The sequence below is a fragment of the Roseomonas sp. CCTCC AB2023176 genome (assembly GCF_042259275.1).
Classification (GTDB): Bacteria; Pseudomonadota; Alphaproteobacteria; order Acetobacterales; family Acetobacteraceae; genus Roseomonas.
Genome location: NZ_CP170086.1, coordinates 2,757,773 through 2,782,506, shown reverse-complemented (window position 1 = coordinate 2,782,506; position 24,734 = coordinate 2,757,773). Strand labels below are relative to the sequence as shown.

Below are 24,734 nucleotides of genomic sequence, written 5' to 3'. Positions count from 1 at the left end.
CGTGGTGGTGCGATCAGCCGGCTTGGCGCGCGAGGCGCACGGCGAGGTGCCCCCGCATGATACGGGGCGTGGGCATCACCAGCATGCAGTCGTCGTGCGGCGTGCGGATGTCCGCCGCGCCGTCGCGGGCGATGAGGGTTCCGGCCGCGGGCACGACCTGCCCGCCGCGGACCGGCGTGACGAAGGTGAAGTCGCGCGTGGCCGCGACGATGCCCTGGGTGACGCGCCAGAGGCTCTTGGCGACCTTCCGGGCGGGCCTTGGGGGGATCAGGCCGGCGTGGCGGAGGATGGATGCGACGGCGGCTTCCAGGACTTCGACGGTCCCTGATTCCCAGTGCTGGCCGCCCTCGACGAGGAGCGCGGTGCGGTGACCGTCCTCGGCCGCGAAATCCGCGTGGTCGAGGAGGCGGCCTCCTTCCGGGTGTGCGTCTTCGGCGACCACGATTTCGGGGCCGGCGAGGGAGAGCGCGAGCGCGCGGGCGCGCGACGTTCTTCCGCACAGAACGAGCGGGTCGGAGGGCCAGAGCATCGAGTGGAGGTCGATGAGGATGTCGGCGGACTCGACGACGGGGCGGAGTTCCCGTGCGCGGCGGATCTCCGCGCTGTCACGCGGGCCGTCGAGCCATTCGGGGCGCCAGACGCGGTTCAGGTCCTCATCCACGTAACGGGAGAGGGTGGGGTCGGCGGGGTCGAAGCGCGCGAAGGCCGCGAGGTTGGCGAAAACGAGGGTCAGGCGTCCACGCGACGGGCGCAGGCCGTCCAGCAGCCAGCGGCGGAGCACGACGGCGCCCGCGAATTCATTGCCGTGGACAAGGGAGACGACGACGACGTGCGGGCCGGCGACGCCGGAATCGAAGGTCCAGACGCCCGGCAGCGCGTTGCCCGCCAGCACCGGATGCAGGTCCGGGACGGGGATGCGCACGGCCAGGCTGGGGGTGTCCAGCATGCCGGTCAGGGCAGCGATTCCGCCATGCTTGAGGCGCGCGGATCCGACTGCGGCGATCGTCGCGGCGTGAAACCCATTCCCCCTCTCCCGGGCGGCAGTCTAGACGCTATGTCGCGAACGACAATTCCAGGCGGGTTCATGGACCTTCGCGCGCATTTCTCCCGCTTCCTGAACGCCGTGCCGGGGCGGCTGCACTTCGCGGCGCATTCGCATCACCCCTGGCCAGACGCGACCCGCGAGGCGCAGCTGCAGGCCTGGGACGATGCGGCACGGCTGCAGGACGGGAAGTGGGAGCAGGTGCTGGGGCCGGTGACGGCGGCGTGCCAGGGGCATGTCGCGCGGTATCTCGGGTTGCCCGACCCGCGCACCATCGCCTTCGCGCCGAACACGCATGACTTCGTGCGGCGGATCCTCTCCTCCCTCACGATCGACCACGTGCCGCGGGTGCTGACGACGGATGGGGAGTTCCATTCCTTCTCCCGCCAGGTTGCGCGGATGGAGGAGGAGGGGCTGCTGCACGTGACCCGCGTGCCGTCGGAGCCGGCGGCCTCCTGCCTGCCACGGCTCTGCGACCTCGCGCGCTCCGGCTTCGACCTGATCTGGGTGAGCGAGGTGTTCTACGGCACCGGCGCCGCGGTGGAGGGGCTGGAGGACCTGGCGCATGCGGGGCGGGAGGCGATCGTCGTGGTGGACGGGTACCACGCCTTCATGGCCCGTCCCGTGAACCTGTCGCGCGTCGCCAACCGCGTTTTCTACGTGGGCGGCGGGTACAAGTACGCGATGGCCGGGGAAGGCTGCTGCTTCCTGCACTGCCCGCCGGGCTGGCTGCCGCGGCCCCGCGACACCGGCTGGTTCGCGGGCTTCGGGGCGCTGTCGCGGTCCGATGGCAAGATCGAATATGCCGGCGACGGCGGGCGCTTCCTGGGCGCGACCTTCGATCCGTCGGGGCTCTACCGGCTGGACGCGGCCATGCGCTGGTTCGACCGCGTGGGGCTGACGGTGGAGGCCGTGCACGACCACGCGCTGGCCATGGGCGAACGCTTCTGCGCCGGGCTGCGCGGTGCCGTCTTCGACGAGTGGCGGCTGGCCGTGCCGCTGTCGGAGGATCGCCGCGGCAACTTCCTGGCGTTCGAGACGGAGGACGCGGAGGACTGGCACCGCCGCCTGGAAGCCGCCGACATCGTCATCGACCGCCGCGGCCGCCGGCTGCGCTTCGGCTTCGGACCCTACCAGACGGAAGCCGAGGTGGACGCGCTGAACGAACGCATGGAACACCTGGCGACGGGGCTCCGCGCGGCGGCTTAGGGGGTGCGGGTGACTGCGGAGGGAGGGCCTTGCCCTCCCTCCGGACCTCCATCAACGCTACCGCATCGCCGGCGCGTAGATCAGGCCGCCGCGGCTCCAGAGGCGGTTCACGCCGCGGTCGATGCCCATGGGCGTCAGGGTGCGCTCGAACATCTCGCCGTAGTTTCCGACGGCCTTGATGGCGTTGTAGGCCCAGCGGTCGGAGAGGCCCATCATGGTCCCGAAGCCGCCGGTGACGCCGAGCAGGCGCTGGATCTGCGGGTCGGGGGTGCGGAGCATCTCGTCCACGTTGGCCTGGGTGATGCCGTTCTCCTCCGCCTCGATGAGGGCGAAGAGGGTCCAGCGGACGATTTCCAGCCAGCGCTGGTCGCCCTGGGCGACGACGGGGGAATAGGGCTCCTTCGACAGGACCTCCGGCAGCAGCACGAAGTCGTTGGGATTGGGCGCGCGGAGGCGGGTGCCGGCGAGCGCGGCGCGGTCCCAGTTGAAGGCGTCGCAGCGGCCGGAGAAGAGGGCCTGGAGAATTTCCTCGAGGTTCTGCATCACCAGCGGCGTCAGGCGGATGCGGTTGGCGCGGGCGAAGTCGGCGACGATGAGTTCGTTCGTCGTGCCGGTCTGCACGCAGACGGTGGCGCCGTCGAGCTGGACGGAGCGTTCGAGGCCGGGCGAGCGGCGGGCGAGGAAGCCGGCGCCGTCGTAATAGGCGACGCCGACGAATTCGAGGCCGAGCTGGATGTCGCGCTGGAAGGTCCAGGTCGTGTTGCGGGAGAGGACGTCGATCTCGCCACTCTGGAGCGCGGTGAAGCGCTGCTGCGCGGAGTAGGGCTGGTAGCGCACCTTGTTCGGGTCACCGAGGACGGCGGCGGCGAGGGCACGGCAGAACTCCACGTCGAAGCCGGTCCATTGGCCCTGGGAGCCGGGGACGGAGAAGCCGGGCGTGCCCTGGGAGACGCCGCAGCGGATGGCGTCGCGGCCGCGGACGGAATCGAAGATCGGGGTGGCGCCGCGCTGCGCCGCCGGTGCGGCGGGCTGCGCGGGCGCCTGCGCCCAGGCGAGCGGCGCTGCGACGAGTGCGGCGCCGATGGCGCCGAGGAATGACGGCAACTTCATTCTTCTGTCCCCCAGGCCCGGTTCGATCCGGGCGTGATTCGATGGGCATCCTGCCCGAGGGGCGGGGGTGGCGCCAATGCCGGGGCCTGCGGCGGGCATGACCCCGCGGTATGCGCGGCGGGGCGCGCGTTGCCACGGGGCGGGGGGCGTGCGAAGCGGCGAACGCTGTCCTGCCGGGTTCCCATGCTGCGTGCTCTCTACGACCGCGTGCTCGCGCTTTCGGCGCATCGACATGCCGGGCGCTATCTGGCGGCGGTGAGTTTCGCGGAGAGCAGCGTCTTCCCGATCCCGCCGGACGCGATGCTGGTGCCGATGTGCCTCGCGCGGCCGGATCGCGCGTACCGCTACGCGCTGACCTGCACGATCGCGTCGGTGCTCGGCGGGATCGCGGGCTACCTGATCGGGTTCTTCCTGTTCGAGGCGCTCGCGGAGCCGGTGCTGCGCGCCTACGGCCATGCCGATGCGCTGGCGCGGTTCCAGGGGTGGTACGACCGGTGGGGGGCACTGGTGATCCTGGTGAAGGGGCTGACGCCGATCCCCTACAAGCTCGTCACCATCGCTTCCGGTGCGGCGAAGTTCGACTTCGCGGTGTTCCTGGCGGCGAGCGTCGTGACGCGGGGGGCGCGGTTCTTCCTGCTGGCGGCACTGCTCCGGCGGTTCGGGCCGCCGATCAGGGATTTCATCGAGCGGCGGCTGACGCTCGTAACCACCGGTGCGGCCGTGGCGGTCGTGCTGGGCTTCGTGGCGCTGCGGTATCTCTGACGCGCGGCGCCGTCGCGAAGCATCAGTCCGGCTTCGCGCCGGAGAGGGTGACGACGTGTCCCCAGCGCTCCGTCTCGGCGACGGTGAAGGCACGGAACGCGCCGCGGTCGCGTTCGGGCGCGACGGAGCCGAGGGCGTCGAGCCGCGCCGCCAGGGCCGGCGAGGCGACGATGTCAGCGCATTCCGCGGAGAGCCGGGCCATGACGGCTGGCGGCGTGCGGGCCGGGGCGAAAAGGCCGCCCCAGATGAGCATGGTCAGGCCGGGGAAACCGGCTTCGGCGGCCGTCGGCATGTCCGGCAGGCGGGATGAGCGGACCGGCGCGGTGGTGGCAAGGGCCCGGACGCGGCCGCCCTCGATCCGCGCGAGCGCGGGGGCGAGGTTGTCGAACATGACCTGCACGCGCCCGGCCTCCAGGTCCTGCGCGGCCGCGGCGGCGGCGCGGTAGGGGACGTGCACCATCGCGATCCCGGCGATCTGGTTCAGCAGCTCCCCCGCCAGGTGCAGCGAGGTCCCGCTGCCGGAAGAGGCGAAGTTGAGGCGTCCGGGCTGATCCTTCGCGAGCGCGACGAGGTCCGCGAGCGACGACGCGGGGAGCGCCGCATTCACGAGGACGACGTTCGGCGTCATGTAGATCGCCGCGATCGGCCCCAGGTCCCGCAGCCAGTCGAAGGCGGGGCGGAAGAAGGTCTGGTTGATCGCGTTGTTCACCGTGCCGAAGAGCAGGGTCTGTCCATCCGGCCGGGCCCGTATGACGGCTTCGGTGCCGAGATTGCCGGCGACGCCGGGCCGGTTCTCGACGACGACGGGAACGCCGAGGGCCGCGCCGAGCGGGTCCGCGACGAGGCGCCCCATGAGGTCGGGCTGGCTGCCCGGTGCGAAGGGCACGACAAGGCGGATGGGTCCGTTCGGCCAGGCGCCCTGCGCCCGCGCGACGGCGGGACAGGCGAGGAGCGGGAGCACGGCGCGGCGGCTGACACGGTGCGGCATGGAGCATCCCCGGCGGTCCTGCATCCATGCGTGGCGCGGAGGCGGGCAGCCAATCGAAAGCTGTTCAGGGCCTATGCCGCCACTGCATGCGGCCGCGTCCGTTCCGGTCAGGTCAGGCGGCGATGGCCTGGCGGAAGGCCTCGACGAAGCGGCCCGCGGTGGCTGACGGCGCGCGGTGCGCGGCCTGGACGCAGGCGACGGGGAAGGGGATCGCCGGCGCGAGGGGGCGGAGGGTGACGCGTCCCCCGGCGGAGCGGGCGGTGTAGGCGTCCACGACCGCGGCGCCGACGCCCTGGGCCACGAGGGAGAGGGCGACGTGGTAGGTCTGCACCTCGACGGCGGGGGAGAGCGTGACCTCCGCGGCGCGGCATGCCGATTCGAAGGCGATGCCGAGCGGGTCGGCGCCGCGCAGGCCGATGAAGGGTAGGGCCGCGAGGTCGGCGAGCGTGCAGTCGCCGCGTCCCGCGTGACCCGGCGGGAAGATCGCGACGAGGGTGCCCTGCGCGACGTCGGTGCGGGTGAGGCCGGGATGCGGCGGCGGGTCGAAGGCGAAACCGAGGTCGAGTTCGCGCAGGAGCACGCCTTCGGCGACTTCCGCGGCGTGCAGCGTCTCGACCTCCAGCACCGTGTCGGGGTGACGGCGGCGGAAGGCGGCGATGGCGCGGGGGAGGATGTCGAGGGACAGCGCCGGGGCCGCGGCGACGCGCAGGCGGCCGCCCCCGCCGGCGCGGAGGGAGCGGGCGAGGCGGCGGAGGTGGTCGAGGCCGGCGAAGACGCGCTCGCCTTCCGCGTGCAGGGCGAGGGCTTCGGGGGTGGGGTGCAGGCGGCCCTTCACGCGGTCGAAGAGGCGGAAGCCCAGCGCGTCCTCCGCCTGCTGCAGCGCGCGGGTGGCGGCGGGCTGCGACATGTTCAGGAGTTGCGCGGCGCCGGAGACGGTGCCTGAGAGCATGACGGCGCGCAGGACTTCCGCGTGGCGCAGTCTCATGGAAGGGAGCGCATCACGGGGTGAAGCCGTCCAGCGGGATCGGCGCGGGACGGCCGGCGAGGAGGTCGGCGACGACGCGGCCCGATCCCATGGCTAGCGTGAAGCCGAGGCCGCCATGGCCGATGTTGAGGTGCAGGTTCGGGATGCCCGGCGCGGGGCCGAGGATGGGCAGCCAGGATGGCGTCGCGGGGCGCAGGCCGGCCCAAGGGCGCAGCGTCCGCCAGTCCGTCGCGTCGGGGAAGGCTTCCTGCGCCTGGCGGATCAGGAGGTCGAGGCGGGAGAGGTCGAAGTCGGTGGAATAGCCGACGATGTCCGCCATCCCCGCGACGCGCAGGTCGCGGCCGAGGCGGGCATAGACGGTCTTGTGCGCGTAGTCCGTGACGCTGATCCGCGGCGCCGCGTCGTCGCGGTGGATGGGGAGCGTGAGGGAGTAGCCCTTCAGCGGATAGATCGGCGCGCGGATGCCGAGGGGGCGGAGCAGGCGCGTGGCGCCGACGCCCATGGACATCACGACGGCGTCGGGTTCGATCACGTCCTGGTCCGTCGCGACGCCGACGACGCGGTTGCCGGCGAGGAGGATCTGGCGGGCCTCCTGGCCGAATCGGAACTCGACGCCGAGGTTGCCGTCGCGCATCGCGGATTCGAGGCCGGCGCAGAACAGGCGGCATTCCGCCGCGTCCTCCCCGCGCGTGAGGATGCCGCCGGCGAGGCGGTGCGCGATGCGGGAGAGGGAAGGTTCGATCGTGAGGCACTCGGCGGCGGTCAGGGCTTCCTGTTCGGAACCCAGCTGACGCTGGTAGTCGAGGAGGCGCTTCGCGGCTTCGAAGCCCGGCGCGTCGGAATAGACGACGAGTTTGCCGGCGTGGCGGAAGGCGCAGTCGATCGCCTCGTCCTCGATCACGGCGCGAGTCAGGTCGCGGGACAGGAACGAGAGGAGGAGCAGGCGGCGGGTCGAAAGGTCGGCGTCGCGCGCGTTGCAGGCGGCGAGGAAACGCAGGCCCCATTCCCACTGATGCGGGTCCAGGCGCGGGCGGAAGCGCACGGGGCTGTCGCCGCGCAGGAGCCAGACCGGCAGCTTGGAGATGATGCCGGGGCCGGCGAGCGGGGCGACGTAGGAGTAGGAGAGTTGCCCTCCGTTGGCGTGCGAGGTTTCCAGCGCGACGCCGCGGCGGCGTTCGAGGATGGTGACGGCGTGGCCGTCGCGCGCGAGGCAATAGGCGGCGGCCAACCCGGTCACGCCGGCGCCGAGGACGAGGACTTTCACGCCGTCAGGATGGCGGAAGCGCGGACGGCCGTCGAATGCGCGTGGGCTGGCCCGGCATGCGCCGGGGTTATAGCCGTCCCCGCACCGTCCAGAGTTCCGGGAAGAAGCGGCGCTCCACGGCTTTGGCGAGGTAGGAAACGCCGGCGGAGCCGCCCGTGCCGGTGCGGCCGCCGATGATGCGTTCCACCGTGCTCATGTGCCGGAAGCGCCAGGTGCGGTGGGCGTCGTCGAGGTCCACGAGTTCCTCGGCGAGTTCGTAGAGGTCGAAGAGACGGGCGCTGTCGCGGTAGACGGTTTCCCAGGCCGCGACGACGCCTTCGTTCGGCTGGTGCGGCGTGGCGGGGTCGCGGTCGAGGACCTCGCGCGGGACGGGGATGCCGCGCCGGGACAGCAGGGCCAGCGCCTCGTCGTAGAGGGACGGCGCGTGGAAGGCGCCCTCGAGCACCGCCCGGATGTCCTGCCGGTGCGCGTGGGGACGCAGCATGAAGGCGTCGCGGGCGCCCAGCTTGATCTCCAGCAGGCGGTAGCCCCAGGACTGGAAGCCGGAGGAGGAGCCGAGCGAGCCGCGGAAGGAGAGGTAGTCGGCGGGCGTCATCGTCGTCAGCACGTCCCAGGCGGAGACGAGCTGGCGCTGGATGGAGGAGACGCGGGCCATCGCCTTGAAGGCTTGCCCGGGGTCGTCGGCGCGGAGGCGCGCGCAGGCCAGTTCCAGTTCCCGGTTCATCAGCTTCATCCACAGTTCCTGGACCTGGTGGATGACGATGAAGAGCATCTCGTCGTGCTGGTCGGAGAGCGGTTGCTGCGCGGCCAGGAGCGCGTCGAGGTTGAGGTAGTCCGTGTAGGACATCCGCTCCGAGAAGTCGGTGCGGATGCCCGCGCCTTCCCGCGGCGCGTGCTCGGGCCCGGAGGGGCCGTCAGCCACGGCGGCCTTCCCGCGCCTCGCGGACGTAGCGCTCGAGGTCGGGGAGTTCGATCGCGCCGGGGATCAGGCGGTCGCCGATGACCAGCGCCGGCGTGCCCTCGACGCCGAGGCGCTGGGCGAGGGCGAGGTTCGTCTCGATGCGGCGCATGATCGCGGGGTCGTCCATGTCGCGGCGCAGGCGCGCCCAGTCGAGGCCGGCGCGCTGGGCCTCGGCCTGGATGACCGTTTCCGGCGTGTCGGTGCGCAGGCGCATGAGGGCGTCGTGCAGCGCCTCGTACTTGCCCTGGCGCTGGGCGGCGAGGAGGGCGCGGCTGGCGAGGGTGGAGTTGGGGCCGAGGATCGGCAGGTCCTTCAGCACGACACGCACGTTGCGGTCGCGCTGGAGCAACTGGTTCAGCGCGGGCTGGAAGGACCGGCAGTAGCCGCATCGCGCGTCGAAGAACTCGACGATCGTCACGTCGCCGCGGGCGTTGCCCTTGATCGGGTCGTCGGCGGTGCGGAACAGGGCCTCGGCGTTGGCGAGGAGCGCCTGGCGGCGGGTTTCCTCCTGCGCGGCTCGGTCGCTCTCCTGCAGGGCGCCGATGGCGTCACGGAGGATGGAGGGGTCGCGGCGCAGGGCGTCCCGCAGGACGGAGACGATCTCCTCCCGCTGCTCCGTCGTGAAGGAGGGCGCCGCGGCGGGTTGCGGCGGGGTGGTCGGCGAAGGAGTGGTCTGCGCGGGGGCGGCGCCGGCGAGGGTGACGCTGGCGGCCAGGGCGAGGAGGAAGCGCCGCATCGGGGAGTCCTTGTGGTCCGGGAGGAAGGCGTGGCCCGTCGGGAGGCGGGGCGCAAGGGCCTTGCGGGCGGGGCGGCAGGCGCGGCGCAGGGGCAGTGAGGTCAGGGGGGCGGGGGGGCCCTCCCCTTGCGCCCGCGGCTACGCTGTGGCCAGGAACGCGGCGACGAGGACGGCCGCGCCGCGGCCGGAACGATGCCGGAGGACGCGATGCAGCGAGGGTGGACCGCCCGTGTGCGGGGCGGGGGCATGGCCCGGCGGACGGCGCTGGCGGCCTCCGCGGTGCTGCTGGCGGGCTGCTCCTCCCTCTCGAGCGTCGTGAGCGGCGGGACCCAGGCGCAGCCCGGGCAGCGCGGCTACGTCACGGGTTTCGTGGGATACGTGGTCGCCGAGGAGCCGCGCGCGGCGGTCGTCGGGCGCGACATGCTCTCGGCCGGGGGGTCGGCGGCGGATGCTGCTGCGGCGGCGGCCTTCGCGCTGTCCGTGACGCTGCCCTCGCGGGCGGGGATCGGGGGCGGCGGGGCGTGCCTCGCCTACAACCCGCGCCGCAATGAGACGGAGGCCTTCGTCTTCCTCCCCGGCGCGCGGTCCGGCGTTCCGGCGGGGGCGGACCGTCCCGCCGCGGTGCCGCTGATGGCGCGCGGCCTCTTCGCGCTGCACGCGCGGCAGGGGCGCCGGCCCTTCGAGGAGACGATCGCCCCGGCCGAGGCCTTGGCGCGGTTCGGCACGACGGTGTCGCGGGCGCTGGCGGAAGACCTTTCGGCGGTATCCGGGCCGCTGATGGCCGATCCGGGCGCGCGGGCCGTCTTCGCGCCGGGCGGGCAGGTGCCGGGCGTCGGGCAGAACCTCGTCCAGCCGGACCTCGCGACCACCCTGGCTGCGATGCGGACGGCGGGGGTCGGCGACCTGCACCAGGGCGGGCTGGCGCGGCGGCTGGAGGCGGCGAGCGCGATCGCCGGCGGGGCGCTCACGGTGCCGGAATTGCGGGCCGCCCTGCCGCAGGCCGTGGCGCCGGTGTCGGAACGGCTGGGGAGCGACGTGCTCTACACGCCGCCGTTGGCGGTGGATGGCGGCGCTACGCTCGCGGCCTTCCGGGCCGCGGCGAACGGGCAGGCGCCCGGCGCGGTCGGCGGCACGGTGCCGGCCAGCACGGCGCTGGTGGCGCAGGACCGGGACGGCGGAGCGGTGACCTGCGCCTTCACGATGAACAACCTGTTCGGGACGGGCCGGGTCGCGCCGGGGATGGGCTTCCTGCTCGCGGCGGCGCCGAACATCGGGGCGGTGACGCCGCCACCGCTCGGCATGCTGCTGGTGGCGAACGCGCCGACGTCGCAGATGCGCTACGCCGGCGCGGGGTCGGGCCAGGGCGCGGCACCGGCGGCGGCGGGCGGGCCCGCGGGGCTGCACCTGGTGCGCCGCGCCTCGTTGCCGGACGCGGTGGTGGCGGGGGCGCCGGAGCCCGGGCGCGCCGTCGCCATTTCCTGCAGCGGGATCGGGGCAAATACCTGCGCGGCGATCGCGGATCCGCGGGGGACCGGGCTGGCCTCGGGCGGGAACTGACGTGACGCTGTTGCCATGGGGCTGAAGGTCGGGCGGGGGGCGCACGCGCCGCCCTTCCTCGTCATGGACGTGATCGCGGCGGCGAATGCGCGGGCCGCGTCGCTGCGGCCCGGCGAGCCCGGCGTGCTGCGGATGGAGGTGGGACAGCCCGGGACGGGCGCGCCGCGCGGGGCCGCAGAGGCTGCGATTGCGCGCTGCGGGACGGGCTGCCCATGGGGTATACCGAGGCCTTCGGGCTGCGGTCGCTGCGCGCGCGCATCGCGGCTCATCATGCGGCGCGCTACGGGCACGCCATCCCGGCGGAGCGGGTGGCGGTGACGGTCGGGGCGTCGGGGGCGTTCCCGCTGGCCTTCCTCGCGGCCTTCGATCCGGGGGACCGGGTGGCGATGGCCGCGCCCTACTACCCGCCCTACGTGAACGTCCTGACGGCGCTGGGGATGGTGCCGCAGGCGCTGCCCTGCGACGCCTGCACGCGCTTCCAGCCGACGGTCGCCATGCTGGAGCGGCTGGACCCGCGGCCGGCGGGGCTGATCGTCGCCTCCCCGTGCAATCCCGCGGGGACGATGCTGGCGCCGGAGGAACTGGCGGCCATCGCGCGCTGGTGCGCGGCGAACGGGGTGCGGCTGATCTCCGACGAGATCTACCACGGGCTGTCCTACGGCATGACGGAGGCGACGGCGGCGGCGCATTCGGATTCCGCCATCGTCGTGAATTCGTTCAGCAAGTACTTCTCGATGACGGGGTGGCGCATCGGCTGGATGGTGCTGCCGGAGGATCTGGTGCGGCCGGTCGAGCGGATCGCGCAGAACATGTTCATCTCCGCGCCGCACGTGGCGCAGGTCGCGGCGGAGGCGGCCTTCGACTGCGTGGAGGAGCTGGAGGGCAACCGCGCGGCCTATCGGCGCAACCGGGAGGTGCTGCTGGCGGGGCTGCCGGCGGCGGGGTTCGACCGGATCGCGCAGGCGGACGGCGCCTTCTACCTGTGGTGCGACGTGGGGCGCCTGACGAATGACAGCCCGGACTTCTGCGCGCGCATGCTGGCGGAAGCGGGGATCGCGGCGACGCCGGGCGTGGACTTCGACGCGGAGCGCGGGGCGCGATTCGTGCGGTTCTCCTATTGCGGGGCGGAGGGTGACATCGCGCAGGCGCCGGGACGGCTGGCGCGGTGGTTGCAGCGATAGGGGCGTGTTCCGCCTTCCGACCGCCTTCGACCCTACGTTCCTGCTGCGTGCCGGCGTGACGCTGCTGGTGCTGGCGGCGGTGGAGGCGGCGCGGGTGCTCTACGTCATGCCGCGCGGGGCGGTGGGCGACGCGGTGGCGATCTACGTCGCGGTGCTGCTGGGCGGGCTGTTCACGCTGCCGTCGCGCGCGGGGGTGCTGGACGAGGCCGCGGGGGTGGCCGGGTTCCTGCTGGCGCCGGTGGCGGTCGGCGGTCGGGTTGCTGGCGCTGCCCTGGGCGGTGGGGGCGGTGGACCTGCGGCTCGGCGCGGTGGTGCTCGGGGGCGGGGTGGTGGCCGCGCTCGCGGTGCTCATGGCGACGGCGCTGGTGCCTGCCGGAAGCTGGGCGCGGCGGGCGGGGGACGATCCGCTGGCGCGGACGGCGGGTGCGGCGGCGGGACTGCTGCGGTCGCACTTCCTGCCGGGAGGCGTGGCGGCGGCGGGCTTCGTGGTGGGGTCGCTCCTCCGCGGCTAGGCCGGCTTTGGGCTGGCGGTCGCGGGCATCACCGTGTCAGGGCGACCGCCTGTGGGGTGCAGGCCGTGCGTCGAGGGGTTGCCGCGGGTGGAGGTCCTCCGGGTCGGCGTTCCTGACGGAGCGGTCGTCAGGGCGGCGGGGGTCAGGGCGGCGGGTCGGACCAGGGGCCGGTCGCGTAGCGGCCGTCGCCGGGGGCGTGACGGGGTCGTGGGTGCAGAGGATCTCGACCTCCCCTGCCCTCTCCGCCGCCAGGCCGCGGAGCAGGGCGGCGGAGGCGTGCCTGGCCTCGCCGTTGGCCTGCATCATCGCCTCGTAGGACTTGGCCAGCGGTGGGGCGGCGCCTTCCGCGCGGAGTTCGCTGTGCATGAAGATCGCGTCGCCGGCGTGAAGAACCCAACCCCCTCCCTCGGCGCGCCCCGTGTCGATGGCGACGCCGCAATGGCCGCGCGTGTGGCCGGGCAGGGGGACGAGCAGGATGCCGGACGGGGCGCCGTGTTCGAGCGCCAGGGCCTGCAGGCCCATCCATTCGGTGCGGGCGTCGCGGGGGTCGTAGGTCTTCATGTCCGCGGGAAGTTGGGCGGGCTGGTAGCGCTGGCGCTCGATCACGCCGGCGCGCTCCACGGCGGCCGCGGCCTCGAAGGCGTGGACGTGGACCGTGGCGTTCGGGAAGTCGTGAATGCCGCCGGCATGGTCGAAGTCGAGGTGCGTCATGACGATGTGGCGCACGTCTTCCGGCCGGTGGCCGAGGGCGCGGAGACGGGCGACGGCGGTGTCGTCCGGGTTCAGGTCCGGGCGGTCGGCGGTGGCCATGGCGGGGAGGCGTTCGGCCGGCGTCTCGATGTCGCGGAGGCCGAAGCCGGTGTCCACAAGGACAAGTCCGTCATCGGCTTCGGCGACAAGGCATCGGCAGGCCAGGCGCGCGGGACCGAGGCCGTTCGTGAGCCCGTCCCAGAACCGGCCGCCATAGGGGCGCATGCAGCCGCAGTTGATGACATGGAGGCGCATGGGGGTCGAACGCGGCGGCGGGCGGGTTGTTGCCGGGCGGGGGCGGCCCCCGTCCGCCAAATCGCGGCTGATGCCCGGTGCGTCGTTTACTTGTTCCAAAGCCAGTCGATGACGAGGAAAGCTGTCGGCAGGCCAAGGATGGCCCAGAAGATCCAGTCGAACATTTGCGGCATGTTAAGTTCCTCCGTGTGACGGCGTGCGTCATCTACGGAAGCCGCGGGTGGGAGTTGCGAGTTGGTCGTGCTGCGCGGTTCACGTGCGCGCGGCGTCGGTCACGGTGACGCCTGGGGCGGTGCCTTCAGTGTGCGGCGATATGCCGGTCGAAGGCGGCAGCGATGGCGCCGGGCTGGGCGGTGTGGCCGCTGAAGAGGCGGAAGCCGTCCTCGGCCTGGGCGATGGACATCTCGCGGCCCGGCATGAGGGGGCAGCCGAGGCGCTGGGCGGCCTGGAGGAGCGGGGTCATGGGGGTGGTAGACCGCGTCGGCGACCCAGTGGCCCGGGTGGAGCGCGGCGGAGTCGAGCGGGGTGGTCGTGTCGGGAAGCATCCCGGCCGGGGAGGCGTTGACGATGCCGCGGGCGCCCTCGGCGGCGGATTCGGCGGATGCCGCGGGGGTGAAGCGAGCGGGGCCCCACTCGCCGGCCTCGGCGGCGAGGGCGGCGGCGCGGGTGGGGTCCTGGTCCACGACGCGGACCTCCGGCACGCCGGCCTGGGACAAGGCCCAGGCGATGGCACGGCCGGCGCCGCCGGCGCCGATGAGGACGGCGGGGCCGGTCCTCAGCGTGGTGCTGCCGATCGTGGCAAGCAGGGCGGCGAGGAAGCCGGTGCTGTCCGTGTTGTGGCCGGTCAGGCGGCCGTCGCGGACCGTGATGCAGTTCACGGCGCCGATCTGGCGCGCGCCGTCGTCCAGCGCGTCGAGGTGCGGGATGACGGCCTGCTTGTAGGGGAAGGTGACGTTGATGCCGGCGAAGCCGATGAGGCGCAGGCCGTCGAGGATGCGCCGGATCGTGTCGTCATTCGCGTCCTGCACGGCGATGAGGTGGTAGCGGAGGTCGAGGCCGACGGACGCGCCGGCGGCCTCCATCATCGCGGGGGCGGCGGAGTGGGCGATCGGGTAGCCCAGCAGCCCCAGCAGGACGCGCGGCTTCAAGACCGGTAGGACCCGTTGATGTCGATGTAGCCGTGCGTCAGGTCGCAGGTCCAAACCGTCGCGTGGCCCTTGCCGAGGCCGATGTCCACGGTGATCTCGATCTCGCGGCCCTTCATGTGCTGGGCGACGGGGGTTTCGTCGTAGTCGGGGCGGAGGCCGCCGTCCCTGGCGATCCAGGTGCCGCCCATGCCGACCGAGAGGCGGTCGCGGTCGGCGGGTTCGCCGGCCTTGCCGACGGCCATGACGACGCGGCCCCAGTTCGCGTCCTCGCCGGCGATGGCGGTCTTCACGAGCGGGGAATTGGCGATGGCGAGGCCGATGCGCTTGGCCGAGGAGTCGCTGACGGCGCCGGTGACGTCGATGCGGATGAGTTTCTGCGCGCCTTCCCCGTCGCGCACGACCTGCAGGGCGAGGTCGAGGAGGACGGCGTCGAGGGCCGCCTGGAAAGAATCGAGCGAGGCGCCGGAGAAGGCGGCGACCTTCGGGTGGCCTGCCTGGCCCGTGGCGAAGAGGAGGACGGTGTCCGAGGTCGAGGTGTCGCTGTCCACGGTCGTGTTGTTGAAGGACGCCTCCGTCGCGCGGCGCAGGCAGGCCTGGAGGACGCCGGCGGGGATGGCGGCATCGGTCGCGACGAAGCAGAGCATCGTCGCCATGTCCGGCGCGACCATGCCGGAGCCCTTGGCGATGCCGGCGATGGTGACCGCCGTGCCGCCGATCTCCGCGGTGCGGGCGGAGGCCTTGGGGAAGGTGTCGGTCGTCATGATGCCGCGCGCGGCGTCGGCCCAGCCGCGGGCGGACAGGGTGTCGCGCAGCGCGGGGAGGGCGGCGGTGAGCTTTTCGACGTTCATCACCTGGCCGATGACGCCGGTGGAGGCGAGGAAGACCTCCGACTGATCGCAGCCGACGAGCGCGGCTGCGGCGGTGGCGGTGGCTTCCACGGCCTCGACGCCCGCGCGCCCCGTGAAGACGTTGGCGTTGCCGGCGTTGGCGACGAGGGCGCGGGCGGTGCCTCCCTTGAGGGCGGAGCGACACCAGTCGATCGGTGCGCCGGGGCACTTGTTGGAGGTGAAGACGCCGGCGACGGTCGTGCCCTCGGCGAACTCCATCATCATCACGTCGGGGCGGCCCTGGTAGCGCAGGCCGGCGGCGGCGACGCCCAATCGCACCCCGGCCACCTCCGGCAGCGAGGGCAGCGGGACCATCAGGGGGGAGACGGGGATCGGGTTGGGCATCACAGGCGCGCTTCGCTGGCGCTCCGGCGGGGGCCGGCGCTCGGGAGAGGCGGTATGGAGGAGGGGCGGCGGGGGGACAAGCGCGCGGCGGGCGGGCGGCCGCGGATGTGGGCGCGGACGCGCTGCGGCTTCGTGGTGCCGCGCGGCAGGCGGACGTGGGGGCGGACCTGGACCGGACCGGACGCCTTCCCCTGGCGGTCGGCGGCGTGCACGGCGCGACAGGCGTCCGTGACACAGTCGGCGCAGTCCGGGCGTTCCGGGTGGTACGGCTGCCAGTACCGGGCGTCGCGGATCGCTCGAGGAAGAAAGCCGGGCGTGATGGTCAGGGCATCGGGCATCCGCACCGCCATGGGATGCCGTGCTATTACCCTGCGACTGTCGCTTGATGACCTTGCTTCCAGAAGGAAGCTACTCCGCCGCCATCTCGATCGCCTTCGCGTCGCCCGGCTTGTTCTCGGCGCCCCAGAGTTTCCGGGTGGACATGAAGCGGGAGACGAGGAAGTCGCCGGACAGGACGGGTTCGTACTTCGCGTCCGCGTCGGAGACGCCGAGCGCGCGCGGATCCACGAGGGTGCGGAAGTCGGGGTTGCAGAACAGCGGCATGGAGATGCGGTCCGCGTTCTTCTTGTGGATCACGCGGTGGATCGTCGCCTGGAAGCGGCCGTTGGTCCAACGTTTCATGAGTTCCCCGATGTTGATGACGTAGGAGCCGGGGATGGGCGGGACGTCGAGGTAATCGCCGTTGCGGTCCATCACCTGCAGGCCGCCGGAGGAATCCTGCCAGAGGATGGTGACGATGCCGTGGTCCGTGTGCGCGCCGGAGGCCACTTCGGTCGCACCGATCGAGAGCGCGGTCTCGTGCGGCCAATAGTGGTTCAGGACCATGTCGGCGACAGGCTTGGTGAAGTGGCGCGAGAAGAAGTCGGGCGCCTGGCCCAGGTAGAGGGCGAAGCCTTCCAGGACCTTCATGCCGACGCCGTAGCAGCCCCAGTAGTAGGCGAGCAGCGCGTCCTCGAAGCCCGGGAGGTCGGGGAACTTGTTGGGGGCGTAGAGCGGGGTGCCGGCCAGGACCTCCGGGTCATCGGCGGCCACGGGGAAGCCGAGGTCGAAGAAGTCGCGGGCGAAGGTGAGGCCGGAGCGGTGGACGACGTCTTCCTGCCCGCGGTAACCACGGTTGTTGCGGTCGGATGCGACTTTTCTCCGTTCCTCGATGGGGAGGGAGAAGAATTCGTGGGCCTTGGCGTAGGCGCGCTCCATCGTGGCCAGCGGCACGTCGTGGCCGACCGCGTAGAAGAAGCCGATCTCGTCGCAGGCCTTGCCGATTTCCGCTGCGACGCGCGCGCGGGCGTCGGGGTCGTCGCCGTAGAGGCCGGAGATATCCACCTTCGGAATCGTCTTCATCAGCCGCGCTCCTTGCCTTGGGGTTCACGCCAGTCGAGGCGTCGTCCGATCCAGTGGACGAGGCCGTAGACGGCCAGCGACAGCGTCGTCGCGATCAGCGCGACGGCGTAGACCTGGTCGCCGCGATAGGTCTGCATGGCCCGGTTGATGACGTAACCCAGGCCTTCGGAGGAGATCATCCATTCGGCGGAGATCGCGACGATCACGGCGGACGTGCCGGCGATCTGCTGCGCCGCGATGATGTGCGGGACGGCGAAGGGGAGGCGGACGGAACGGAAGGTTTCCCACCACGTCGCGTTGAGGATGCGCATGCGGTCCAGCAGCACCTCGTCCGCCGCGCGCAGGCCCTGCATCGTGTTGACCAGCACGGGGAAGAAGCAGGCGAGCGCGACGACGCCGGCCTTGGACCAGGGCGTGTCGCCGATCGCGAGCATGAGGACGGTGACGAGCGCGACGTAGGGGACGTTTCGCAGAGTGATCGCGGCGGGCATGAGCGCCTGGCGCGTCAGCGGGATGGTGTCGAAGAGGATGGCGAGGCCGATGCCCACGACGTTGGCGATGAGCAGGCCCAGCGTCGCGACGGTGAGGGTGGAGACGAGGTTCGTCGCGATGAGGTCGTGATCGGTGACCAGCGTCTCCAGCACGCGTTCGGGGCGCGGGATGACGAAGGCGGGGAGGCCGGAGAAGAGGATCGCGAGGTACCAGAGGCCGAGGATCGAGAGGATCGGGAGGACGACCCGGAAGACGGTGCCGGCCCAGGCCAGGGGGAAGCGCGGGGCGTGGCGGCGTTCGGTCGGCTGCGCGACCGTGTCGAGGGCGGCGTGGCTCATGCCGCAATCTCCGCACCGAAGAGGAGGCGGCGCACGCGCGCCGCGGTTTCGAGGAAGACGGGGTCACGGCGGAAGGAAGCGGGGCGCGGGCGGGGGATGGGAACCGGGACGATCTCGGTCACGCGGCCCGGGGAGGGCGAGAAGACGAGGATGCAGTCGGCGAGGAGGATCGCCTCCTCGATGTGGTGGGTGACGAAGAGGACGGTCTTGGGGCGCGCGGCGAGCTCACGGTCGAACCAGGCGCCGATTTCTTCGCGCTTCATTTCGTCCAGCGCCGAAAAGGGCTCGTCCATCAGCAGTACGGCCGGGTCGTGTGCGATGGCGGAGGCGAGGTTCACGCGTTGCAGCATGCCGCCGGAGAGCTCGCGGGGGCGCTTTCCCTCGTGGCCGGCGAGGCCGAAGTCGCGGAGAAGGTCCTCGGCGGGGAAGCCGGTGCGGCCGGCGATGCGCTGGGTGAAGCGGATGTCGGCGAGGGCGGCTTTCCAGGGCAGCACCGCCGGGCGCTGGGAGACGAGGCCGAGGGAGCGGTTGCGGCGCGCCTGGGAGGCGGGAACGCCGCCAATGCGGACCTCACCTTCCGACGGCGTCTCCAGGTCGGCGACGATGCGGAGCAGCGTGGTCTTGCCGCAGCCGGAAGGGCCGATGAGCGCGACAAACTCGCCGGCCGCGATGTCGAGCGTCGTGCGGTCGAGCGCGAGGCGGTCGCCAAAGCGGCGGGAGACGCCGCGGATGGAGATCGGCGCGGCCATGGCCGGCGCGTCCCGCGGCCGCTACGCGGGCCGCGGCGCGGGCAGGAAGCGGTTCGTCATGATGTCGGCCGGGGCGACGTCACGGGGGATCTCGTTCGCCTCGCGCAGGACGGCGGAGTTCTCGGACCAGACCGCGTCCTCCATGAACAGCAGGCCGGAGCGGTTGGTGGCGTCGGAGACGTAGAGCGGGTTCTGGACGTTCCAGCGCCAGGTCAGACGCTCGGCGCTTTCCACCTGGCCGGGGAAGCGTGCGACGACGGTCACGCTCTCCGCGGGGTTGTCGAGAATGAAGCGGACGGCGCGCTGCACGGCGCGGAGGTAGCCCTGAACGACCTCCGGATTGTCTTGCGCGAAGCGGGTCGTGGTGAAGATGGTGTCGGCGTAGGAGCGGACGCCCCAGCGGCCGAAGCGGATGCCCTGCCAGGTCTTCCCGCGGAGGTTCGCGGGGGCGTCGGGCTTCGCGATCTCCTGCTCGATCTGATAGGCCTGGTTCGTCACCCAGCCGAGGAAGTAATCGACGCGGCCGACGAGCAGCGGCTCGGCGTTCGCCTGCGCGGTGACGATGCGGACGCGGTCGGGGTTGACGCCGTTCACGCGGGCCAGGGCGCGAACGAGGTATTCGGAGCCGGCCTGCACACCGACCGACTTGCCGTCGAGGTCGCGCGGCGTCGGCTCGGGGTCCCCCGGGTTGGCGAGGCGGAGGAGGGCGGCGGGGCCCTGCTGGTAGAGCGTGCCGACGGCGATGACGTCCACCGGATCCCGTGCGACCTTTGCGGCGATGAGATGGGAGGAGGAGGTGGCGAGGCCGAACTGCGCCTGGCCCACCGCGACGGTCGGGATGGGGTTCCGGCCCGGGCCGCCATCCATGATGCGGTGCTGGATGCCCTCGGCCTCGAAGTAGCCCTGGGCCTCGGCGACGATGATCGCGGCGAATTCGCCGTTGCGGAGCCAGCCGAGCTGGGTGGCGGCGGGGATGAGGCGGCGCTGCGAGAGCGCAGGGCGGGCGAGCGTCGCCGCGCTGGCGGCGAGGAGGGTGCGGCGTCCGAGGAGGATTCGGCGGATGGTCATGCGGCGGTCCTCGCGGGGCCCGGGGCGGGGAGATCAGTCTCCGCCCGCGGGGCGTTCACCGGCAAGGGGCAGCAAGCGTCATGCCATCGGGGGCCGTACGGCCCCGGCGGGTCAGTAGCCCCGATAAGGGCGGCCGCGGCCGACCCAGACCTGGCGGCAGACGTTGCGGCTCACGCTGACGGGCCGGCCGAAGCGGTCGCGGCGGACGACAGTGACGGGGCGGCAGCGCGTGACGTAGCGGACGTCCTCCAGCAGGGTCGCGTCCGCGGCGGCGATACCGGCGAGCGGGGCGGCGGAGGGCATGGCGGCGGTTGCCGTGCCGGTCGCACCGAGGGCGCCGCCGAGGGCGAGGGCGGCGGCGAGGGCGGTGCGGGTCAGTCGGGTCATCGGCGTCTCCTGTCTCAATTCACGACGCGGGACATTACGCGTGGCGTCCGCGGCGGTTCCATGGCGAGTCCGTGGCGCTCGCGGGACCGACGTTGACAGGGGCGAGAGCGGTCCGCCAGGGTCCGCGGCGAGGGGTGCCGCGATCACCCCGTGAGGCCCCGGCCGAAGCATCGCGTCCACACCCCCGTGACGAGGAGCGGACGCCCATGCCGGGTCCCGACAGGATCTCCGTGAGCCAGTTGGCGCGTTTGGTCGGCCTGCCGGACTCGCCGGTCATCCTGGATGTCCGGACGGAGGAGGATTTCGCGGCCGATCCGCGACTGATCCCCGGCAGCCGATGGCGCGACTGGCGTCGGGCGGAGGATTGGGCGGGCGGGCTGCCGCCGGGGTCGGTCGTGGTGTCGTGCCAGCGCGGGTTGAAGCTGAGCCAGGGGGTCGCGGCCTGGTTGCGGCACGTCGGGCGCGCGGCGGAGACGCTGGAAGGCGGGTTCGCGGCCTGGGAGGCCGCCGGGCTGCCGCTGGTGGACAGCACGGCGCTGCCGGCGCGGGACGCGGCGGGGCGGACGGTCTGGGTGACCCGGGCGCGGCCGAAGGTGGACCGGATCGCCTGTCCCTGGCTGATCCGGCGCTTCCTGGACCCGGATGCCGTCTTCCTGTTCGTGGCCGCGTCGGAGTTGATGGCGGTTGCCGAAAGGTTCGGCGCGACGCCCTTCGACGTCGAGGGAGTGCGGTGGAGCCATGAGGGGCCGCTCTGCACCTTCGACACGATGCTTGCCGGGTTTGGGCTGCGGTCGCCGGCGCTGACGCGGCTGGCGACGATCGTGCGGGGGGCGGATACGGCGCGGCTTGACCTCGCGCCGGAATGCGCGGGGCTGCTGGCGGCCTCGCTCGGGCTGTCGCGGATGCACCAGGATGACCTCGCGCAGCTGGAGGCGGGGATGGCACTCTACGACGCATTCCATCGCTGGTGCCGGGACGCGACGGAGGAGACGCATGACTGGCCGGCGCCCGCGGCGAAGGTGCCGGCATGACGGCGGACGGGATGGATACGGCGGGGGCCGCTCAGCGCGCACCATCACTCCCGGCCATGCCGTCCTTCGCGGAAGCGGTGCGGGTCTGGCTGCGGATCGGGCTGCTATCCTTCGGGGGACCCGCGGGGCAGATCGCGTTGCTGCACCGCGCCGTCGTGGATGAGCGGCGGTGGATCGGGGAGCGGCGGTTCCTCCATGCGCTGAACTTCTGCACGCTGCTTCCGGGGCCGGAGGCGCAGCAACTCGCGACCTATCTCGGCTGGCTGATGCACGGGGTGCGGGGCGGGCTGGCCGCGGGGACGTTGTTCGTGGTGCCGGGGGCGACCGTCATGCTCGCGCTGTCGGTGCTCTACGCGACCGTCGGGAGCGTGCCGGTCGTGTCGGCGCTGTTCTACGGGCTGAAATGCGCGGTGCTCGTGCTGGTCGTGGAGGCGTTGATCCGGATCGCGCGCCGCGCGCTGAAGGGACGCGCGGCCTGGGCGCTGGCGGGGGCGGCGTTCGTCGCGCTCTATGCGCTGCACGTGCCGTTCCCGGTGATCGTGCTGGGGGCGGGGCTGGTGGGGTACCTGATGCCGGCAGCCTTCTCGGGCGGGGGGCACGGGGCGGCGAAGGGCGACTCCCCTGCCCTGCTGGACGCGGTGCTCGCGGTGGATCCGGAGCGGCCGGAACGCCAGGCGCGGGCGGCGCGGCGCGCCGGCGTGATCGCGGTCGCGGCCTGGCTGGCCCCGGTGGCACTGCTGCTGCTCGTCGGCGGGACGTACCGGGACGTCGCGCTGCTCTTCTCCAAGATGGCGGTCGTGACCTTCGGGGGTGCCTACGCGGTCCTGGCCTATGTCGCGCAGGAGGCGGTGGAGTCCTACCGCTGGCTGGCGCCGGCGGAGATGCTGGTGGGGCTGGGGCTTGCGGAGACGACGCCGGGGCCGCTCATCCTCGTGCTGCAGTTCGTCGGGTTCCTGGCGGGGTTCCGGGCGCCGGAGGGGCTGTCGGCGGTCGCGGGCGGGGTCGCGGCTTCGGTGTTGACGCTGTGGGTGACCTTTGCCCCATGTTTCGCCTTCGTCTTCCTCGGCGCGCCGGTGGTGGAGCGCTTGCAGGGACATCGCGCGCTGTCCTCGGCACTCGCGGCGGTGACGGCGGCGGTGGTCGGGGTGATCGCGAACCTCGCGCTGTGGTTCGGGCTGCGGGTGCTGTTCCGGGAGACGGTGCGGGTGGGCGCATGGCCGGCGGTGGACGTGCCGGTGCCCGGGAGCCTTGATCCGCTGGCGGCGGCGATCGCCGGGTTGGCGGCGCTGTGCGTGTTCCGGCTGCGGCTGGGGGTGGTGCCGACGCTGGGCGTGGCGGCGGTGGCGGGCGTGGTGCTTCGGCTGACCTTCGGGTGACCCCGGGAGGCCCGGGGGCAAGGCCGGACGGCATCAGAACTCCGCCCAAGCCTCGGCGGTCGCGGCGCCGGCCGCTGCGGCGCGGCGGATCGGGCGGATCCTCGCGGCTGGCTCCGGCAGCGCGAGGGCGGCGTAAGCCGGGGGACCTGACGCTTCGGCGACCGGGGCCGGCCTCGACAGGCCCGGGGCGGGAGCGCCGGTGTCGAAGCGCTCCAGCGCGTGGATGAGGTTCCGGCCCTCGTTCGAGAGGGAGGCGGCGGCCGCGCTCGCCTGCTCCACCGCCGCCGCGTTCTGCTGCATCACGCCGTCGAGCTGGGACACCGCACCGTTGATCTCGCGGATGCCGGTGGCTTGCTCCTTCGCGGCGGCGGCGATGGCTGACACGCGTTCCGTGACCTCGCGCACCTGGGCCACGATGCGGCCGAGCGCCTCGCTCGTCTCGGCGACGAGGCGCACGCCCTGCGACACGCCGTCGCCGGCGGACGCGATGAGGGCCTTGATGCGGCCCGCCGCTTCCGTCGCGCGGCCGGCGAGCGCCCGCACCTCGAAGGCGACGACCGCGAAGCCGCGGCCCGCATCGCCGGCCCGGGCGGCCTCCACGCCCGCGTTCAGCGCGAGCAGGTTCGTCTGGAAGGCGATCTCGTCGATCAGGCCGACGATCTGGCCGATCTCGCGCGAGGAGCGCTCGATCCCACCCATGGCTTCCATCGTGTCCCGCAGCACGGCGACGCCCGCCTCCGCCTCGCGCCGGGCCTCGCCCATCGCGTCGGACATCTGGCGCGCGCCCTGCGCGGTGCTCTCGACGGTCGCGGTGATCTCGGCCACCGCGGCGGCGGTCTGCTGCAGGGTGGAGGCGCCCTGCTCGGTCCGGCGGGCCAGGTCGGCGGCGGCGGTCGCCACTTCACCCGCGCCGTGGCCGATCTCGCGGGCGTTGCCGGATATGGCGGCGAGCGCCTCGCGCAGCGCCGCGACGGTGCGGTTGAAGTCGGCGCGCAGGCCCTCGTAGTCCGGCGCGAAGGGCTCGGCGATGCCGTCCTTCAGGTCGCCTGCGGCGAGGCGGCCGAGCCCGGCGCCGAGCGCCTCGACGACGCGCGCCTGCTCCGCAGCCCGCGCCCGGCCGGCGGCCTGGAGTTCCTCCTCCGCCGCGCGGGCGGCGGCCTTCTCCGCCTCCATCGCCTGTACGGCGAGGGCGTTTTCCCTGAAGACCTGCACGGTGCGCGCCATCGCGCCGATCTCGTCGGCGCGGTCGGCGCCAGGGACCTCGACGGACAGGTCACGGGCGGCGAGCCGTTCCATCGTTGCCCGCAGCGCCTCGAGCGGCGCCGTCATGAGCCGGCGGGCGAGCCGCATCGCGGCCCAGAGGCCGGCGAGGATGCCGGCGACCGCGAGGCCGACGGCGAGAAGGGTGCCGTGCCAGGCGCCCGCCGCCGCTTCCTCGGAGAGGCGGCGGTTCGCCTCGGTCTTCTCGACGACGAACTCCCGGATCTCGTCGTCCAGGCGCACGAGGGCAGGGTTGACGGTGAGCATGACCCGGAGCGCCGCGTCGTTCTGGTCCCGCGCGCCGAACTCCGCGGCGCGGGCGAGTTCGGTCGTGAGCGCACGCGCCTCGGCGTCGAGCCGGTCGAGGAACTCGCCATGCTCCGGCAGGAGGGCACGGGCCTCGCGCAGGCGGTCGGAGAGGCGGCCGAGGTCGGCCTCGTAGGCGGCCTGCGCCGCGCGGCCCTCGGCGCTCGCCTCGTCGTACTGGATCATGCGGTAGACGTCGTACCCCAGTGCCACCGCGTTGCGGCCGGCGCGGGCAAGGATCGGCAGCGCCGCGTCGCGCCGCTCGACGAGGTCGCGGTAGTCGCGCACGACGGCGGCGGTGTTCCAGGCGCCGTAGGCGGTCGTCAGCAGGCCGACGGCGGCGACGAGGCCGACAAGGGCGAGGACCTTGGAGGAGATGCGAAGGTTCTGCAGGCGCGACACGGGGGTCCCCTCGGCCTTGCCGTGGGCTTGGTCGCCCGCCGGTCCGGCGTGGGCACTTAGGCGGGGAGGGTGAAGGTTCCCTGAACGCCGCGGGGTCGCCCGGGGCCGGGCTTGTTCGGGGCGTTGAGCGTTGCCCCTGGAGCGTGGAGGTCCGGCGGAAGGCACAGCCTTCCTCCGGGGCTATCCGGCACGAGACCACGAAGAAGCCGGACCGAAAAGCCCGGGCACGGCT

23 protein-coding genes are annotated in these 24,734 nt (G+C 73.0%); 7 read left to right on the top strand and 16 right to left on the bottom strand.

Annotation, left to right across the window (positions count from 1 at the left end):
• Positions 1-13: 13 nt before the first annotated feature.
• On the bottom strand, positions 14-946 hold the full coding sequence (locus ACE7GA_RS13865; protein WP_376087356.1) for a succinylglutamate desuccinylase/aspartoacylase family protein: 933 nt from the start codon (positions 944-946) through the stop codon (positions 14-16).
• Between the two features lie 138 nt (positions 947-1,084).
• On the opposite strand from ACE7GA_RS13865, the gene ACE7GA_RS13860 reads away from it, so the two are divergent.
• On the top strand, positions 1,085-2,251 hold the full coding sequence (locus ACE7GA_RS13860; protein ID WP_376087354.1) for an aminotransferase class V-fold PLP-dependent enzyme: 1,167 nt from the start codon (positions 1,085-1,087) through the stop codon (positions 2,249-2,251).
• Between the two features lie 57 nt (positions 2,252-2,308).
• Here the strand turns inward: ACE7GA_RS13860 and ACE7GA_RS13855 are convergent, their stop codons facing one another.
• Positions 2,309-3,361, bottom strand: coding sequence for an amino acid ABC transporter substrate-binding protein (locus ACE7GA_RS13855; RefSeq protein ID WP_376087352.1), 1,053 nt, complete (start codon positions 3,359-3,361; stop codon positions 2,309-2,311).
• 183 nt (positions 3,362-3,544) lie between these two features.
• On the opposite strand from ACE7GA_RS13855, the gene ACE7GA_RS13850 reads away from it, so the two are divergent.
• Positions 3,545-4,123, top strand: coding sequence for a YqaA family protein (locus tag ACE7GA_RS13850; RefSeq protein ID WP_376087350.1), 579 nt, complete (start codon positions 3,545-3,547; stop codon positions 4,121-4,123).
• 22 nt (positions 4,124-4,145) lie between these two features.
• On the opposite strand, the gene ACE7GA_RS13845 is transcribed toward ACE7GA_RS13850, so the two are convergent.
• The 5 genes from ACE7GA_RS13845 to ACE7GA_RS13825 form a co-directional block, all read right to left on the bottom strand.
• On the bottom strand, positions 4,146-5,111 hold the full coding sequence (locus ACE7GA_RS13845) for a Bug family tripartite tricarboxylate transporter substrate binding protein (protein ID WP_376087347.1): 966 nt from the start codon (positions 5,109-5,111) through the stop codon (positions 4,146-4,148).
• A gap of 112 nt (positions 5,112-5,223) precedes the next feature.
• Entirely contained in the window at positions 5,224-6,096 is an 873-nt protein-coding gene (locus ACE7GA_RS13840; protein WP_376087345.1) for a LysR substrate-binding domain-containing protein, read from the bottom strand.
• Positions 6,097-6,109: 13 nt separating this feature from the next.
• On the bottom strand, positions 6,110-7,360 hold the full coding sequence (locus ACE7GA_RS13835; protein ID WP_376087343.1) for a D-amino acid dehydrogenase: 1,251 nt from the start codon (positions 7,358-7,360) through the stop codon (positions 6,110-6,112).
• Positions 7,361-7,427: 67 nt separating this feature from the next.
• On the bottom strand, positions 7,428-8,282 hold the full coding sequence (locus ACE7GA_RS13830; protein WP_376087341.1) for a tryptophan 2,3-dioxygenase: 855 nt from the start codon (positions 8,280-8,282) through the stop codon (positions 7,428-7,430).
• Positions 8,275-9,057 (bottom strand): DsbA family protein, encoded by a 783-nt coding sequence (locus ACE7GA_RS13825; protein WP_376087339.1) that lies wholly within the window; start codon positions 9,055-9,057, stop codon positions 8,275-8,277. Before ACE7GA_RS13825 ends, ACE7GA_RS13830 begins: the two co-directional genes overlap by 8 nt.
• 207 nt (positions 9,058-9,264) lie before the next feature.
• Here ACE7GA_RS13825 and ACE7GA_RS13820 point away from each other — a divergent pair, with 207 nt between their 5' ends.
• The 3 genes from ACE7GA_RS13820 to ACE7GA_RS13810 all read left to right on the top strand — a co-directional run bounded on the left by ACE7GA_RS13820 (position 9,265) and on the right by ACE7GA_RS13810 (position 12,307).
• Complete coding sequence (locus ACE7GA_RS13820; RefSeq protein WP_376087337.1) at positions 9,265-10,614, top strand: gamma-glutamyltransferase; 1,350 nt, start codon at positions 9,265-9,267, stop codon at positions 10,612-10,614.
• A gap of 212 nt (positions 10,615-10,826) precedes the next feature.
• Positions 10,827-11,795 carry a pyridoxal phosphate-dependent aminotransferase gene (locus tag ACE7GA_RS13815; protein WP_376087335.1) on the top strand — a complete coding sequence of 323 codons (969 nt, stop codon included), beginning with the start codon at positions 10,827-10,829 and terminating at the stop codon, positions 11,793-11,795.
• Positions 11,796-12,052: 257 nt separating this feature from the next.
• On the top strand, positions 12,053-12,307 hold the full coding sequence (locus tag ACE7GA_RS13810; protein ID WP_376087333.1) for a hypothetical protein: 255 nt from the start codon (positions 12,053-12,055) through the stop codon (positions 12,305-12,307).
• 36 nt (positions 12,308-12,343) lie between these two features.
• Here ACE7GA_RS13810 and ACE7GA_RS13805 read toward each other — a convergent pair whose 3' ends face one another.
• The 8 genes from ACE7GA_RS13805 to ACE7GA_RS13770 form a co-directional block, all read right to left on the bottom strand.
• A complete protein-coding gene (locus ACE7GA_RS13805) occupies positions 12,344-13,312 on the bottom strand; it encodes an MBL fold metallo-hydrolase (RefSeq protein ID WP_376087331.1) in 969 nt (322 codons plus the stop codon).
• Between the two features lie 272 nt (positions 13,313-13,584).
• A complete protein-coding gene (locus ACE7GA_RS13800; protein WP_376087329.1) occupies positions 13,585-14,460 on the bottom strand; it encodes a shikimate dehydrogenase family protein in 876 nt (291 codons plus the stop codon).
• Complete coding sequence (gene argJ / locus ACE7GA_RS13795; RefSeq protein WP_376087327.1) at positions 14,457-15,692, bottom strand: bifunctional glutamate N-acetyltransferase/amino-acid acetyltransferase ArgJ; 1,236 nt, start codon at positions 15,690-15,692, stop codon at positions 14,457-14,459. The genes ACE7GA_RS13800 and argJ overlap by 4 nt, the downstream gene beginning before the upstream one ends.
• A 408-nt stretch (positions 15,693-16,100) precedes the next feature.
• On the bottom strand, positions 16,101-17,093 hold the full coding sequence (locus tag ACE7GA_RS13790; protein WP_376087325.1) for an isopenicillin N synthase family dioxygenase: 993 nt from the start codon (positions 17,091-17,093) through the stop codon (positions 16,101-16,103).
• Positions 17,093-17,923, bottom strand: coding sequence for an ABC transporter permease (locus ACE7GA_RS13785; protein ID WP_376087323.1), 831 nt, complete (start codon positions 17,921-17,923; stop codon positions 17,093-17,095). Before ACE7GA_RS13785 ends, ACE7GA_RS13790 begins: the two co-directional genes overlap by 1 nt.
• The gene (locus tag ACE7GA_RS13780; RefSeq protein WP_376087321.1) at positions 17,920-18,672 is read right to left on the bottom strand and encodes an ABC transporter ATP-binding protein; all 753 of its coding nucleotides are present in this window, start codon (positions 18,670-18,672) and stop codon (positions 17,920-17,922) included. Before ACE7GA_RS13780 ends, ACE7GA_RS13785 begins: the two co-directional genes overlap by 4 nt.
• A gap of 21 nt (positions 18,673-18,693) precedes the next feature.
• Positions 18,694-19,740: an ABC transporter substrate-binding protein gene (locus ACE7GA_RS13775; protein WP_376087319.1), complete on the bottom strand. Its 1,047-nt coding sequence runs from the start codon at positions 19,738-19,740 to the stop codon at positions 18,694-18,696.
• Positions 19,741-19,851: 111 nt separating this feature from the next.
• On the bottom strand, positions 19,852-20,127 hold the full coding sequence (locus tag ACE7GA_RS13770; protein ID WP_376087317.1) for a hypothetical protein: 276 nt from the start codon (positions 20,125-20,127) through the stop codon (positions 19,852-19,854).
• A gap of 230 nt (positions 20,128-20,357) precedes the next feature.
• On the opposite strand from ACE7GA_RS13770, the gene ACE7GA_RS13765 reads away from it, so the two are divergent.
• On the top strand, positions 20,358-21,158 hold the full coding sequence (locus tag ACE7GA_RS13765; RefSeq protein ID WP_376100273.1) for a chromate resistance protein ChrB domain-containing protein: 801 nt from the start codon (positions 20,358-20,360) through the stop codon (positions 21,156-21,158).
• Positions 21,155-22,534: a chromate efflux transporter gene (gene chrA / locus ACE7GA_RS13760; protein WP_376087315.1), complete on the top strand. Its 1,380-nt coding sequence runs from the start codon at positions 21,155-21,157 to the stop codon at positions 22,532-22,534. The genes ACE7GA_RS13765 and chrA overlap by 4 nt, the downstream gene beginning before the upstream one ends.
• A 33-nt stretch (positions 22,535-22,567) precedes the next feature.
• Here the strand turns inward: chrA and ACE7GA_RS13755 are convergent, their stop codons facing one another.
• Positions 22,568-24,502, bottom strand: coding sequence for a methyl-accepting chemotaxis protein (locus tag ACE7GA_RS13755; RefSeq protein WP_376087313.1), 1,935 nt, complete (start codon positions 24,500-24,502; stop codon positions 22,568-22,570).
• Between the last annotated feature and the right edge of the window lie 232 nt (positions 24,503-24,734).

Excerpts from the sequence above, each read along its gene's own strand:
- ACE7GA_RS13855 (WP_376087352.1), bottom strand. The coding sequence starts at position 3,361 with ATGAAGTTGCCGTCATTCCTCGGCGCCATCGGCGCCGCACTCGTCGCA.
- ACE7GA_RS13815 (WP_376087335.1), top strand. The coding sequence starts at position 10,827 with ATGGGGTATACCGAGGCCTTCGGGCTGCGGTCGCTGCGCGCGCGCATC.
- ACE7GA_RS13805 (WP_376087331.1), bottom strand. The coding sequence starts at position 13,312 with ATGCGCCTCCATGTCATCAACTGCGGCTGCATGCGCCCCTATGGCGGC.
- ACE7GA_RS13865 (WP_376087356.1), bottom strand. The coding sequence starts at position 946 with ATGCTGGACACCCCCAGCCTGGCCGTGCGCATCCCCGTCCCGGACCTG.
- ACE7GA_RS13790 (WP_376087325.1), bottom strand. The coding sequence starts at position 17,093 with ATGAAGACGATTCCGAAGGTGGATATCTCCGGCCTCTACGGCGACGAC.
- ACE7GA_RS13780 (WP_376087321.1), bottom strand. The coding sequence starts at position 18,672 with ATGGCCGCGCCGATCTCCATCCGCGGCGTCTCCCGCCGCTTTGGCGAC.
- chrA (WP_376087315.1), top strand. The coding sequence starts at position 21,155 with ATGACGGCGGACGGGATGGATACGGCGGGGGCCGCTCAGCGCGCACCA.
- ACE7GA_RS13850 (WP_376087350.1), top strand. The coding sequence starts at position 3,545 with ATGCTGCGTGCTCTCTACGACCGCGTGCTCGCGCTTTCGGCGCATCGA.
- argJ (WP_376087327.1), bottom strand. The coding sequence starts at position 15,692 with ATGCCCAACCCGATCCCCGTCTCCCCCCTGATGGTCCCGCTGCCCTCG.
- ACE7GA_RS13820 (WP_376087337.1), top strand. The coding sequence starts at position 9,265 with ATGCAGCGAGGGTGGACCGCCCGTGTGCGGGGCGGGGGCATGGCCCGG.
- ACE7GA_RS13840 (WP_376087345.1), bottom strand. The coding sequence starts at position 6,096 with ATGAGACTGCGCCACGCGGAAGTCCTGCGCGCCGTCATGCTCTCAGGC.
- ACE7GA_RS13775 (WP_376087319.1), bottom strand. The coding sequence starts at position 19,740 with ATGACCATCCGCCGAATCCTCCTCGGACGCCGCACCCTCCTCGCCGCC.
- ACE7GA_RS13825 (WP_376087339.1), bottom strand. The coding sequence starts at position 9,057 with ATGCGGCGCTTCCTCCTCGCCCTGGCCGCCAGCGTCACCCTCGCCGGC.
- ACE7GA_RS13770 (WP_376087317.1), bottom strand. The coding sequence starts at position 20,127 with ATGACCCGACTGACCCGCACCGCCCTCGCCGCCGCCCTCGCCCTCGGC.
- ACE7GA_RS13860 (WP_376087354.1), top strand. The coding sequence starts at position 1,085 with ATGGACCTTCGCGCGCATTTCTCCCGCTTCCTGAACGCCGTGCCGGGG.
- ACE7GA_RS13845 (WP_376087347.1), bottom strand. The coding sequence starts at position 5,111 with ATGCCGCACCGTGTCAGCCGCCGCGCCGTGCTCCCGCTCCTCGCCTGT.
- ACE7GA_RS13785 (WP_376087323.1), bottom strand. The coding sequence starts at position 17,923 with ATGAGCCACGCCGCCCTCGACACGGTCGCGCAGCCGACCGAACGCCGC.